13 protein-coding genes are annotated in these 11,667 nt (G+C 67.6%); 3 read left to right on the top strand and 10 right to left on the bottom strand.

What is annotated here, in order from left to right; genetic code table 11:
• Positions 1–8: 8 nt before the first annotated feature.
• A complete protein-coding gene (locus FBY39_RS13430; protein ID WP_260837984.1) occupies positions 9–260 on the top strand; it encodes a DUF6510 family protein in 252 nt (83 codons plus the stop codon).
• 1 nt (position 261) lies between these two features.
• On the opposite strand, the gene FBY39_RS13425 is transcribed toward FBY39_RS13430, so the two are convergent.
• The 5 genes from FBY39_RS13425 to chrA all read right to left on the bottom strand — a co-directional run bounded on the left by FBY39_RS13425 (position 262) and on the right by chrA (position 4,250).
• Positions 262–1,182 (bottom strand): AEC family transporter, encoded by a 921-nt coding sequence (locus FBY39_RS13425; RefSeq protein ID WP_141932759.1) that lies wholly within the window; start codon positions 1,180–1,182, stop codon positions 262–264.
• A 319-nt stretch (positions 1,183–1,501) separates the two neighbouring features.
• On the bottom strand, positions 1,502–2,047 hold the full coding sequence (locus tag FBY39_RS13420; RefSeq protein WP_141932758.1) for a hypothetical protein: 546 nt from the start codon (positions 2,045–2,047) through the stop codon (positions 1,502–1,504).
• Positions 2,044–2,271 (bottom strand): RNA-binding S4 domain-containing protein, encoded by a 228-nt coding sequence (locus FBY39_RS13415; RefSeq protein ID WP_141932757.1) that lies wholly within the window; start codon positions 2,269–2,271, stop codon positions 2,044–2,046. The genes FBY39_RS13420 and FBY39_RS13415 overlap by 4 nt, the downstream gene beginning before the upstream one ends.
• A gap of 22 nt (positions 2,272–2,293) precedes the next feature.
• Positions 2,294–2,968, bottom strand: a complete 675-nt coding sequence (locus FBY39_RS13410; RefSeq protein ID WP_141932756.1) for a dihydrofolate reductase family protein — start codon at positions 2,966–2,968, stop codon at positions 2,294–2,296.
• Between the two features lie 58 nt (positions 2,969–3,026).
• Positions 3,027–4,250 (bottom strand): chromate efflux transporter, encoded by a 1,224-nt coding sequence (chrA, locus tag FBY39_RS13405; RefSeq protein WP_260837983.1) that lies wholly within the window; start codon positions 4,248–4,250, stop codon positions 3,027–3,029.
• A 212-nt stretch (positions 4,251–4,462) separates the two neighbouring features.
• Here chrA and FBY39_RS13400 point away from each other — a divergent pair, with 212 nt between their 5' ends.
• Entirely contained in the window at positions 4,463–5,719 is a 1,257-nt protein-coding gene (locus FBY39_RS13400; protein ID WP_141934205.1) for a nitrate/nitrite transporter, read from the top strand.
• Here FBY39_RS13400 and FBY39_RS13395 read toward each other — a convergent pair whose 3' ends face one another.
• On the bottom strand, positions 5,720–5,974 hold the full coding sequence (locus FBY39_RS13395) for a DUF6458 family protein (RefSeq protein ID WP_141932754.1): 255 nt from the start codon (positions 5,972–5,974) through the stop codon (positions 5,720–5,722).
• Positions 5,975–6,126: 152 nt separating this feature from the next.
• Between FBY39_RS13395 and FBY39_RS13390 the strand changes: the two genes are divergently transcribed.
• Positions 6,127–6,711, top strand: coding sequence for a dihydrofolate reductase family protein (locus tag FBY39_RS13390; RefSeq protein ID WP_141932753.1), 585 nt, complete (start codon positions 6,127–6,129; stop codon positions 6,709–6,711).
• On the opposite strand, the gene FBY39_RS13385 is transcribed toward FBY39_RS13390, so the two are convergent.
• From FBY39_RS13385 to FBY39_RS13370, 4 genes are read right to left on the bottom strand one after another with little or no spacing between them, the layout of a single operon-like run.
• The gene (locus tag FBY39_RS13385) at positions 6,694–7,461 is read right to left on the bottom strand and encodes an SGNH/GDSL hydrolase family protein (protein WP_141932752.1); all 768 of its coding nucleotides are present in this window, start codon (positions 7,459–7,461) and stop codon (positions 6,694–6,696) included. The two genes, FBY39_RS13390 and FBY39_RS13385, sit on opposite strands and share 18 nt — an antisense overlap.
• A 20-nt stretch (positions 7,462–7,481) precedes the next feature.
• Complete coding sequence (locus tag FBY39_RS13380) at positions 7,482–8,849, bottom strand: MFS transporter (protein WP_141932751.1); 1,368 nt, start codon at positions 8,847–8,849, stop codon at positions 7,482–7,484.
• Between the two features lie 27 nt (positions 8,850–8,876).
• Positions 8,877–9,908: an LLM class flavin-dependent oxidoreductase gene (locus FBY39_RS13375; protein ID WP_141932750.1), complete on the bottom strand. Its 1,032-nt coding sequence runs from the start codon at positions 9,906–9,908 to the stop codon at positions 8,877–8,879.
• 56 nt (positions 9,909–9,964) lie between these two features.
• Entirely contained in the window at positions 9,965–11,638 is a 1,674-nt protein-coding gene (locus FBY39_RS13370; RefSeq protein ID WP_141932749.1) for a DUF885 domain-containing protein, read from the bottom strand.
• Between the last annotated feature and the right edge of the window lie 29 nt (positions 11,639–11,667).

The raw sequence follows: 11,667 nt of genomic DNA, 5'->3' as shown, positions 1-11,667 counted from the left end.
TGAGAGTCATGTCGAGAGTCGACGGCAATGCCGTCGCCGGGTTGCTTGCCGAGATCTTCGTCGGTGATGTGACGATGCTCCGCGGCGTGTGCGGGGAGTGTGCGAGCGTGTCGACGCTCGCCGAGACCGACGTCGAACTCGACGCGCAGGCGGCGATCGTGCGTTGCCGGGCGTGTACGGTGACGCTTTTCACCGTGCTGCGCGCAGGCGACGGGTCGCGGTTGGTGGTCGGGTCGCTCCGAGAGCTGGACGGGCACTGACTCAGCCGAGGAGCACCGTGGCCAGAAGAAGCACGGGGACGCATCCGAGGGTCGTGAGAAAGACGGTGTCTCGCGCGATCGTCTCGCCGACGTCGTATCGCTGGGAGTAGTTGAAGACGTTCTGCGCCGTGGGGAGCGCGGCCAGCACGACGCAGATGAGGACGTCCTGCGCGTCTAGTCCGAACACGAACTCGGCTACGACCCACGCGACGACGGGCATCACGACGAGCTTGAGCATCGTCGCGAGGACGATGTCGCGGCGCCGGCCCGAGGGGCCGAGAACCCGCTGGCCATGCAGCGAGATGCCGTAGCTGATGAGCAGAATCGGCACGCACGCGTTCGCGACGAGGACGAGCGGCTCCAGGACGATCGGCGGGAGCTCGATACCCGAGACTGAGACGAGCGTGCCGAGCACCGAGCCGAGCACGATCGGGTTGACCGCCGTACGGCCGATCGTGCGCCAGATCGACGTGCGCGCCGATGTTACGGCATCCAGAATCGCCATCGTGATCGGCGTGAAGACGAGGAGCTGGAGAAGAATGACGGGTGCCGGAAACGCCGCGCTGCCGAGCAGGTAGAGCGACAGCGGAATGCCGATGTTGTTGGAGTTGACCTGGCCCGCGCTGAGCGCGCCGATGACCGTCTCGCCGACGGATCGCTTCCAGGCCAATCGTGCGATCGACACGTAGGTGAGAAAGATGACGACCGCGGCGATGGCGGCGACCGGGAGCAGTGCCGAGAAGAGCGTTCGGACATCGGCCTGCGCCAACACCACGAACAGCAGGAACGGCGAGAGGACGAAGAACGTCAGTCGCGCCAGCACCGGTCGTGCGTGTTCACCGAGCAGGTCGATGCGGCCGAGGATCCATCCGACGAAGATCGCGACGCCGACGACGACGAACCCCGTGAGCGACTCCAGCATGATCCGAGCCTAGGGATGCAGCGCTCCCTGGGCCCAATCACAGGTGGCAGCGCCTCAGATCTATTAGCCGATAATGCACATTATGTCAGAACGGCGATTGCCATCCCTGCCACTGCACCGCTTGGGGCGCGAGCCCTCACCCTGGGGCGCGAAACTGTCGCCCCGAGGTGATGACACGCGCCCCAGACCTCTTGTGATCACGGTCGGGGCGCGATGCCGCCCATCGGGGCGCGATTCACTCGCGGGGCGCGATCCATTGCTCGGGGCGCGAGTTTGTCGCCCCAACGTGACGACACGCGCCCCGAAACCGTGCTCGTCATCAGGGGCGGGTGATCACGGAGAGCTCGTTGGCCTCCGTGTCACACAGGGTGATGCGCCACACGGATTCCTCGCCCTGCATGACGCGAGCCATGTCGACGATCAGCGGGCTCGGCCATCCTTCTCCGGAGAGCTGCGCTGCCTCAGAGGCACCGATTGCGTCCGTCCGTTGTTCCGCTTCGGTCAGCTCGACCTCGCGGGTGGCGAGAAGCTCCAGCGTCCGGACGTCGACGATCGATTCCTGCCCGGAGGTCCGGTCTGCGACCGATTCTCCGAATGCGTCGCGCTGAGCGCTGACGCTGCGCAGACGCCACGCCCACCGGGAGTCACGGTATTCCAGGCGGAGTCCGACGATGCTCCCGCCCACGGCGCTCGACTCCCCCGGCAGAGACTCCAGGAAGTCCGTGGGCCACGTCAACTCCGCCGGCATGCACGTTCCGGGGTAGTCCTCCCCCACGACGCGAGGGGCATCGGGAATCGATGAACACGCCGGCGTCGCAACGGTGGCTGCGCAGATGAGTGCAGCCGCCAACAGGCGTCGAGTCATGGGCAGACGCGGGCCCTGCGGTCGTCGAAGCCGACGACATCGCCGTGCTGCAACTGTCGGCCACGCCGGCGTTCGACCTCGTCGTTGACGGTCACGTATCCATCGATGATGGCTTCCTTCACGTTTCCGCCGCTGTCGAGGAGCCCCGCGTACTTCATGAACTGGCCGAGTCGGATCGACTCGCTGCCGATCGGGACATCGTCAACCGGAGCCGAATCACTCATCCCGGAATGCTAGCCGACGAAGTCACGCAGATCCGACTCCTCCGCGTCGCGTCCAGACGTAGTGGACGACGCCGGTCGGTGACGCGGTCACCTCGATGTCGAAGCCCGACTCGATTCCTTCCAGACCGTCCCAGAGTCGCACTCCCCTGCCGAGCACGATCGGAACGACGACGAAGTGCAGGTGATCGACGAGACCAGCCTGCAAGAACTCTCGTACGACGGTGGGTCCCCCGCCCAACCGCACGTCGAGCCCTTCCGCCTGCTCCGCGGCGAGCGCGAGCGCGTCGGCGGGCGGCAGATCGCGGAAGAGGAACGTCGTCTCCCCGACGGCGAGGTCAGGGCGCGGGTGATGCGTGAGGACGACGACAGGAGTGTGGAACGGCGGCTCCTCGCCCCACCATCCGCGCCATGACTCGTCTTCCCACTCGCCCTGTTGGGGACCGAATTTCCGCCGGCCCATGATCTCGGCGCCGATCCCCTGCCAGGCCATCGCCGCGAAAGCGTCGTCGACCCCGCGTGTGCCGGCACCGACCGCCTCGGCGTCATGGCCCGACGTGCTCACGAACGTGCGGGTCGGGAAGTACCAGTCCATGAGGCGGTGCCCTGCGTGGCCGAACGGCGTCTCGAGCGCTTGGCCCTCCCCCGTCGCGAATCCGTCGAGTGAGATAGCGAGATTGTGGACTCTGAGTGTGGTCACCACGCCATCATGGAGGACGATGTGGACGATGTCCACATGTCGTCAGTCGGCGTCGGCCTCAGAGCAATCCGATGACGACACCGCCGGCGGCCGCGACGAGCACGACGATCCACGGCGCCATCCGCCACGCGACGAGGAGGACGAAGCAGACGAGCGCGAGCCCGAACTCTGCCGGCCCCACGATCGCCGTGACGAAGACGGGGTCGTACAGCGCTGCCGCGAGGATGCCGACGACAGCGGCGTTGGCCCCGCGCATGAGCGCGCCCGCACGCGGCATCGCGCGGAAATGTGCCCAGAACGGCAGCATGCCGACCAGGAGCAGCATCCCGGGCAGGAAGATCGCCACGAGGGCGATCGCCGCGGTCACGAGGCCGAGCGCGACGGGTGCCGCGAACGCGCCGAGATACGCGGCGAACGTGAAGAGCGGCCCGGGGACGGCCTGGGCCGCGCCGTACCCCGCGAGGAACTGATCGGGCGTGACCCATCCGGCGGGCACGACTTCTGCCTGGAGAAGCGGAAGGACGACGTGGCCGCCCCCGAAGACGAGAGCACCTGCGCGGTAGAAGGCGTCCGCGACATCTACAGCCGTACTGTGAAGCAGCGTCGCCGCGATCGGCAAGGCGATGAGCAGCGCGGCGAAGACCGACAGCGCCGTGATCCCTGCTCTCTTCGAGACGGGGAACCTCAGAGCATCCGCGGCCGCTGTGCCGACCGCCTCACGGCAGAGGAACAGACCGGCGAGAGCTCCGAGCACGATGGCCGAAACCTGACCGACTGTGCCGCCGACGAGAAGCGCGAGGAGAACCGCGCCGACAGCGATGGAGGCGCGGCGCGCATCGGGAGTCAGAGCGCGTGCCATCCCCATCACTGCCTGCGCGACGATCGCGACGGCGACGATCTTGAGCCCCGAGAGGATGCCGTCGGCGACCGGATTGTCGAAGAGAGACGCCCCGAAGGCGAACCCGACGAGCAGGATGGCAGACGGCAGAGTGAACGCGGCCCATGCGGCGAGCGCTCCCCCGGCTCCCGCGCGCAGGAGTCCCAGAGCGAAACCGACCTGGCTGGACGCAGGCCCCGGAAGGAACTGGCAGAGCGCGACGAGGTCGGCGTAGTTCTTTTCGGAGACCCACCGCCGCCGCACGACGAGCTCGTCGCGGAAATACCCGAGGTGCGCGATCGGACCGCCGAATGATGTCACCCCGAGCTTCAGGAAGGCGAGGAAGACTTCGCGAACGGTGCCGGCGCTGCGGGGCGACGCCTGCTCGGGGGCGCTCGTCGTCACTCGGACTCCTGATCTCGGGTGTCGATCCGGGCACAGGGCACGCCCACGAAAGACGCTAATCGTCGATCTCATGCTGGTCAATCGACGTCCTCGTGGCCGCCGAAGCCCCCAGGCCTCGCTAGCGTTGAGGGGTGTCTTCTGCGCCCCGCTCCCCGCTCGCGGGACCGAGTTGGCGCTCCTGGCTCATCTGGACGGTCGGCGTGGCCGCCTACATGCTCGCCGTCACCAACCGCAGCTCGCTGAGTGCTGTCGGCGTCGACGCGGCCGAGCGGTTCCAGGCGGATGCCGCGACCCTCTCGCTCTTCGCAGTCGTGCAGCTCGCGATGTACGGCGGTATGCAGATCCCGGTCGGAGTTCTCCTGGACCGCTACGGAGCGCGTCCCATCATGACGATCGGGATGCTGCTCATGGCGGTCGGTCAGCTCACGATGGCCCTCTCCCCCAGCGTCGGCATCGCGATCCTCGCGCGCGTGCTCCTCGGCGCCGGCGACGCGGCGATCTTCCCCGGTGTGCTGCGACTCATCGCGACGTGGTTCCCCGCCCAGCGGGCACCACTCATGGTGCAGTTCACCGGCATCGTCGGGCAGACCGGCCAGCTCATCGCGCTCGCTCCGCTGGCGGCCGTCCTGCACGCCACGTCATGGACGATCGCCTTCGGTTCGGTGGCGGGTCTCGGCATCCTCTTCGCGATCCTCGTGTTCGCGCTCGTGCGCAATCATCCACCAGAGCGTGACGCGGATGTCGCGGTCAACACCGATACGGGCGCGATTCGCGTCGTGACGTCGGCGATCGACACGGGAGTCGGGATCAGGGGTTCATGGGCGCACCCGGGAACGCGTCTTGCCTTCTGGTCGCACTTCACGACGCCGTTCGCCGGCACGGCGTTCGTCCTTCTCTGGGGGATGCCGTTCCTCACCGCGGGCGAGGGGAGGACGACGGCCGAAGCGGCGACGATCCTGTCGGTGTACGTCATCGTCGGGATGGCGCTCGGCCCCATCATGGGAGACATCTCGCGCCGTATCCCGCATCTGCGATCGAAGGCGCTCGTGCTCCCGGCGATCGCGACGCAGGCGGTCGCCTGGATCGCCGTCATCGCCTATCCCGGACCCGCTCCCCTGTGGCTCCTCTTCGCGCTCGCTGTGGCGCTCGCGATGGGCGGCCCAGCGTCCATGATCGCGTTCGATCACGCACGTACCCATAACCCCGCCCACCGACTGAGCACCGCGACGGGTGTGACGAACGCGGGCGGATTCCTCGCCGCGCTCATCGCGATCTTCATGATCGGCTTGGCCCTGGACCTCCAGGGCGCGGGAACGCCCGCGACCTACACGCTCGACGCGTTCCGGGTCGCCTTCCTCACCCAGATTCCGCTGTGGGCGCTGGGGACGACGTTCATCCTGATCGAACGGAAGAAGACCAGGATCCGTCTGGGCATGGACCCGCCGCGGCGCCCCCGATCGAACCTCTGATCAGAGCACGTCGTCGCTCGTCGTCGACCGGCGGGTGACCTGCTCGCCCACGGTCGGATCGACCGTGCTCCTCGTGACCGTCTCGGTGCGGCGGCGCCGAGCGAGGAGGACGATCCCCAGCAGGAACACGAGCACGCCCGCGCCCATGAGGATGTAACCGACCAGGTCGAGATCGATCCATTCGACCTCGATGTTGACGGCGAACGCGAGGATCGCGCCGATGACGAACAAGGCGATACCGGTGCCGATGCTCATGATGGCCTCCTTCTCCGGATCCCGTCGGGCCCGGTCCACACCGATGAGTCTGGGGCATCGAGAGGCCCGCGCCAAGCTCTCGACAACCACAGGCCTGGCGCGGCATTGATCGACCGGGTGCGATGTCGGTGCTTCGCCCTATCCTCCAGGTCATGACGCGTGCCATCTTTTACACCGCGACCACTCTGAACGGATTTCTCGCCGATGACCAGCACTCTCTCGACTGGCTCTTCCAGGTGCCGGGCGGCGAAGGCGGCGGCGACGACTTCCAGCGATTCCTCGCCGGCATCGGCGTCCTCGTGCAGGGGTCATCCACCTATGAGTGGGTGCTCGAGCACGAGGAACTCCTGGCGCATCCCGAGAAATGGCAGGAGTTCTATGGCGAGCGCCCGACGTGGGTGTTCTCGTCGCGCGATCTGCCCGCGGTTCCGGGTGCCGACATCCGCTTCGCCCGGGGCGAGGTCGTCGATTCGTGGGACCAGATCCGCGCCTCGGCGGGTGAACGTGACGTCTGGATCGTCGGCGGTGGCGATCTCGCCGGTCAGTTCGCGGATGCCGGTCTCCTCGACGAGATCCGGGTGTCGATCGCGCCCGCGACGCTGCCGTCCGGTGCACCGCTCCTCCCCCGCCGGATCGGCTCCGAGCGGCTGGAGCTGACCGACGTGCGTCGTGCAGGAGCCTTCGCCGAACTCACGTACCGGGTGATGTCACCCGACCGCTCAGTCCACGTCGGGTGACGGCGCCACCTCGACCCATGTGCCGTACTTGGGTGCCCGTCCGTCGCCGGATGACGTCCCCGTCAAGCGTCGTCGCATCCACGGGCCGACGTGCTCGCGGTAGTAGGCGACGCCGCGCGGGCCCGCGGCGGGAAGGGCGGGCAGCGACCACCAGGCGGCGGGAGGCTCGAACCCGAGAGCCGTGAGCACGCGGGCGGATACGCGGTGATGCCCGCGGGAGTTCATGTGCAGGCGATCCTCCGACCAATACGGAGCGGTCGACAGCTCGCGATCCGGCCAGTTCAGCGCGCGGACGATGCCGGTGCGGTTCGCGATGTGCGAGACCACTGCGGCTGACAGCACATCGCCGCGACGCTGTACGACACGACTGAGGGGAAGTTGGCCCGATGGGTTGGCTCCCGACAGCAGGATGAGCGTCACGCCCTCCTCGTCGCACCGCTCGATCACCCGGTCGAAGGCTGCGACGATCCGCGAGATGCTCGTGCGCGGGCGCAGCATGTCGTTGCCCCCGCCGTTGAACGACAGATGCGTCGGCCGCAGCGCGAGTGCCGCCTCCAGCTGCTCCTCGACGATCGGCCAGACCAGCTTCCCTCGGATCGCGAGGTTCGCGTACTCGATCGGCTCGCCGGTGGCATCAGCCCATCCCTGCGCCGTGATGTCCGCCCACCCGCGAACTCTGCCGTCGGGAAGATCGTCGCCGACCCCCTCGGTGAAGGAGTCGCCGATGGCGACGAAACGAACGGATGCCACGTCCCCAGCCTACGGCGGGTTCACCTGTCGTCGAGTGCGCGCCCGCGACGGTCGCCAAGCCCCCAGGCCGTGGCGGCGGCGACGGCGAAGAAGATGGCGAAGACGATGAAGAGGAGCGGCGAGCCGCCCGCGACCAGCAGCGGCGGCACCGAGAGGGGCGCAACGATGGACGCGATCCGGCCGACACCCGCGGCCCAGCCGGAACCCGTCGCGCGAAGCGATGTCGGATAGAGCTCTGGGGTCACGGCGTAGAGAGCGCCCCAGGCTCCGAGGTTGAAGAAGGACAGAGCCATGCCGGCGCCGATGATGACGGCGATATCCGATGCCGTCCCGAAGAGCACCGCGGAGACCGCGGATCCCACGAGGAAGACCGACAGGGTCGCGCGGCGCCCCCATACCTCGATGAGCCATGCCGCCGCGGCGTATCCGGGGAGTTGGGCGAGTGTGATGACGAGCGTGAAACCGAACGACTGCACGAGGTCGTAACCGCGCGCGACGAGGATCGAGGGGATCCAGATGAAGGCGCCGTAGTAGGAGAAGTTGACGCAGAACCACACGAGCCACAGGCACGCCGTGCGAACGCGGAACTCCGCGGACCACAGCGCTGCCAGCCTGTCCCGCGCGCTCGTAGCCGCCGGCGGGAGTTCGATGATCCCGGTCGTCAATCGCCGGGACGCAGCGGAGCTGATGGAGGCCGACTCCTCGAACTGCCGGACGACCGCGTCGGCTTCCGCGCGCCTCCCCCGCCGCTCGAGCCAGCGCGCCGATTCGGGAAGCCCCCACCGCACGATGAGGGCGTAGGCGGCGGGGACGGCGCCGATCGCGAAAGCCCATCGCCATCCGTCCTCGTATTCGCGGATGACGAAGTAGCCGATGAGCGCGGCCGCCGTCCATCCGACCGCCCAGAAGGCCTCGAGGATGACGATGAGCCGGCCCCGGATGCGAGCAGGGGCGAATTCGCTGACGTACGTCGAGGCGACGGGAAGCTCAGCGCCCAGACCGAGGCCGACGAAGAAGCGGAGGACGAGCAAGAGAGCAAGACCGCCGACGAGAGCGCTCGCCCCCGTCGCGACACCGTAGACGAGGAGCGTGACCGCGAAGACCTGGCGTCTGCCGAACCGGTCCGCGAGCAGACCGCCGAGTGTCGCGCCCACGGCCATTCCGACGAATCCGATCGATGCGATCCACGCCGTCTCGCCGGGGGCGAGCTGCCATTGAACGGCGAGCGCGGCGATCACGAACGAGATGAGCCCGACATCCATCGCGTCGAGCGCCCAGCCGATCCCCGATCCCGTCAGGACACGGAGGTGCCGACGAGTGAAGGGGAGGCGGTCGAGGCGCTCGGACGTCGTGGCGCTGGAGGCCGGTGCGGTGGCGGCATCCGTCATGAGTTCATCGTAGGACGGTGAGACGGGTCAGGTCGCGAGCATCTCGCGCACGAGCGGTGCCACCTTCGTGCCATAAAGCTCGATGGAGCGCATGAGCTTCTCATGCGACAGCGTGCCCGTCGAGAACTTCAGATCGAACCTCTGCGCGTCGAGCGTCCGCAGGGAGTCGACGATCTTCCGCGCGACGGTCTCGGGCGACCCGACGTAGAGCGCACCCTCGGGGCCCACATCGTGCTGGAAGCGCAGACGGTTGTACGTCGGCCAGCCACGCTCGCGTCCGATCGTGTTGTTCATCGCTTCGAAGCCGGCATACGCCTCGTCCCACGCCTGCTGATCCGTGTCGGCGATGTGCCCGGGTGAGTGGAGGCCGATCGGCAGGCTTTCGCGTCCGAACGACGTGAGGGAGCGGTGGTAGAGATCGACGAAGGGACGGAACCGGTATGCGGGTCCGCCGATGATCGCGAGCATGAGTCCGTAGCCGTATCGTGCCGTGCGGACGACGGACTCGGGCGATCCACCGACCCCGACCCACGCCGTGATGCCGTTCTCGGTCTTCGGAAAGACGTCGGCATTCTCGAGCGGCGCCCGGGTCGTTCCCTGCCACGAGACCGGCTTCTCCGTCAGGAGCTGAGAGAAGAGGTCGAGCTTCTCGTCGAAGAGGACTTCGTAGTCCCTCAGGTCGTAGCCGAAGAGGGGGAAGGACTCGATGAACGATCCCCGTCCGAGAATGACTTCGGCGCGACCGTTCGAGACGGCGTCCAAGGTGGCGAACCGCTCGTAGACACGCACGGGGTCATCGCTCGAGAGGACGGTGACGGCGGTGCCGAGGTGGATGTTCTTCGTGACGGATGCCGCGGCGGCCAGCACGATCTCGGGACTCGATACGGCGAACTCGGGACGATGGTGCTCGCCCACGCCGAAGAACGACAGGCCAACCTCGTCGGCGAGGACGGCCTGTGCGACGACGTTCCGGATGGTCTGTGCGTCGGAGAGACGGTTGCCGTCGTCGTCCAGTGTCACATCGCCGAACGTGTCGAGGCCGAGCTGAATCTCATTCATGCGAATGCAAACCCTGCTCGGCCCCGGCCTATTCCGTTCAATCCGGTCTCTCCCGGTCAGCCGGCGAGAGCTGCCCGGAGGGTGTCGAGGCCCACACCACCGACGTCGAGGGCGCGCTTGTGAAAGCGCTTGATGTCGAAGTCCGTGCCCTCGCGCTCCTGCACATCGTCGCGCAGCTGCTCCCAGATGCGCTGTCCGACCTTGTAGGACGGCGCTTGTCCGGGCCAGCCGAAGTACCGGTTCACTTCGAATCGGACGAACTCGTCGGGCATGTTGACGTTGGCGCGCATGAAGTCGAGCGCGTATTCGTAGTCCCAGGTGCCCTGGCCGTCGAGTCGCGGCTTCTCGAGGTGCACGCCGATGTCGAGGACGACGCGCGCGGCGCGCATCCGCTGACCGTCGAGCATGCCGAGTCGGTCCGCCGCGTCATCGAGGTAACCGAGCTGTTGCATGAGCCGCTCGGCGTACAGCGCCCACCCCTCGGCGTGACCGCTCGTGCCGGCGAGAAGGCGGCGCCAGGAGTTGAGCTCGGCGCGGTTGTAGACCGCCTGCGCGATCTGCAGGTGGTGTCCGGGAACGCCTTCGTGGTAGACGGTGGTGAGCTCTCGCCACGTGTCGAACTCCGTGACGCCCTCGGGAACGGACCACCACATGCGGCCAGGCCGGGAGAAGTCGTCGGTCGGCCCCGTGTAGTAGATCCCGCCTTCTTTCGTGGGCGCGATCATGCACTCCAGGCGGCGGATCGGTTCGGCGATGTCGAAGTGGGTGCGTCCGAGCTCCTCGACTGCGCGGTCGCTCGTCTCCTGCATCCACTTCTGGAGCGCTTCCGTCCCGTGAAGCTTCCGGGTGGGATCCTTCTCGAGGAACGCGACCGCCTCTTCGACCGAACTGCCCGGGAGGATCTCGTTCGCGATCGCGGTCTGTTCCGCGACCATCCGCGCAAGCTCTTCCACGCCCCACTCGTACGTTTCGTCGAGGTCGATCGTGGCACCGAGGAAGCGGCGCGAGTGCAGCGCGTACAGCTCGCGTCCGACGGCGTCCTTCTCGCTTGCGGCGGGGGCGAGTTCCGACCCGAGGAAACGCGCCAGCTCGTCGTAGGCGACGCGCGCCGCGTTGGCGTTGTCGGTCAATTCGACGGCGAGCGACGCCGGGAGCTGGCCCTCGGCGGGCGCGGCCTCTGCGGCGAACGAGGCGAAGAAGCCGGTGTCCGCCGTGTAGCGTGCGATCTGCGACACCGACTCGGTGATCTGACGGCGGGCCGGAACGACGCCCTCCGCGATCCCCGCCCGGAGCGTCTCGATGTAGCCGTGAATGGCGCCCGGGACGGCGCTCAGCCGCCGCGAGATGACGCTCCAGTCTTCCGGGGTATCGGTCGGCATGAGGTCGAAGACCGACCGGATCTCCTGCACGGGCGAGGCGATCACGTTGACGTCGCGCAAGTGGGACTTCGCCTCCGAGAGCTCGATGTCCAGCTCCAGTTCCCGGGTCAGGTCGAGCTTCGTGACACGGTCGATGTCGTCGACGGGTTCCGCGGCGGAGAGCGCAGCGAGAGTCGCACGCGCTTCACCGATGAGTCGCTCGTGGCCCGCGGGAGAGAAGTCACCGAACCGGTCGTTGTGCTCGAAACGCCCGATGTAGGTCGCGAGTGAAGGAACCAGCTCCGCGAGGGTGTCGACCCATGCGTCGGCGATGTCGTCGATCGGCGTAGGAGTCCGTGGTGCATCAGTCATACGACGAGCCTAGGCAACTCGCCGTCGCA

Origin of the sequence: Microbacterium sp. SLBN-146, from assembly GCF_006715145.1 — a bacterium.
Taxonomy (GTDB): Bacteria; Actinomycetota; Actinomycetes; order Actinomycetales; family Microbacteriaceae; genus Microbacterium.
This window is presented reverse-complemented; position numbering and strand designations above follow the sequence as displayed.

Bases quoted from the DNA above. Each gene is read 5' to 3' on its own strand.
- FBY39_RS13415 (WP_141932757.1), bottom strand. From the start codon at position 2,271: ATGAGTGATTCGGCTCCGGTTGACGATGTCCCGATCGGCAGCGAGTCG.
- FBY39_RS13380 (WP_141932751.1), bottom strand. From the start codon at position 8,849: ATGACGGATGCCGCCACCGCACCGGCCTCCAGCGCCACGACGTCCGAG.
- FBY39_RS13395 (WP_141932754.1), bottom strand. From the start codon at position 5,974: ATGAGCATCGGCACCGGTATCGCCTTGTTCGTCATCGGCGCGATCCTC.
- FBY39_RS13430 (WP_260837984.1), top strand. From the start codon at position 9: ATGTCGAGAGTCGACGGCAATGCCGTCGCCGGGTTGCTTGCCGAGATC.
- FBY39_RS13425 (WP_141932759.1), bottom strand. From the start codon at position 1,182: ATGCTGGAGTCGCTCACGGGGTTCGTCGTCGTCGGCGTCGCGATCTTC.
- FBY39_RS13390 (WP_141932753.1), top strand. From the start codon at position 6,127: ATGACGCGTGCCATCTTTTACACCGCGACCACTCTGAACGGATTTCTC.
- FBY39_RS13400 (WP_141934205.1), top strand. From the start codon at position 4,463: ATGCTCGCCGTCACCAACCGCAGCTCGCTGAGTGCTGTCGGCGTCGAC.
- FBY39_RS13420 (WP_141932758.1), bottom strand. From the start codon at position 2,047: ATGACTCGACGCCTGTTGGCGGCTGCACTCATCTGCGCAGCCACCGTT.
- FBY39_RS13370 (WP_141932749.1), bottom strand. From the start codon at position 11,638: ATGACTGATGCACCACGGACTCCTACGCCGATCGACGACATCGCCGAC.
- FBY39_RS13375 (WP_141932750.1), bottom strand. From the start codon at position 9,908: ATGAATGAGATTCAGCTCGGCCTCGACACGTTCGGCGATGTGACACTG.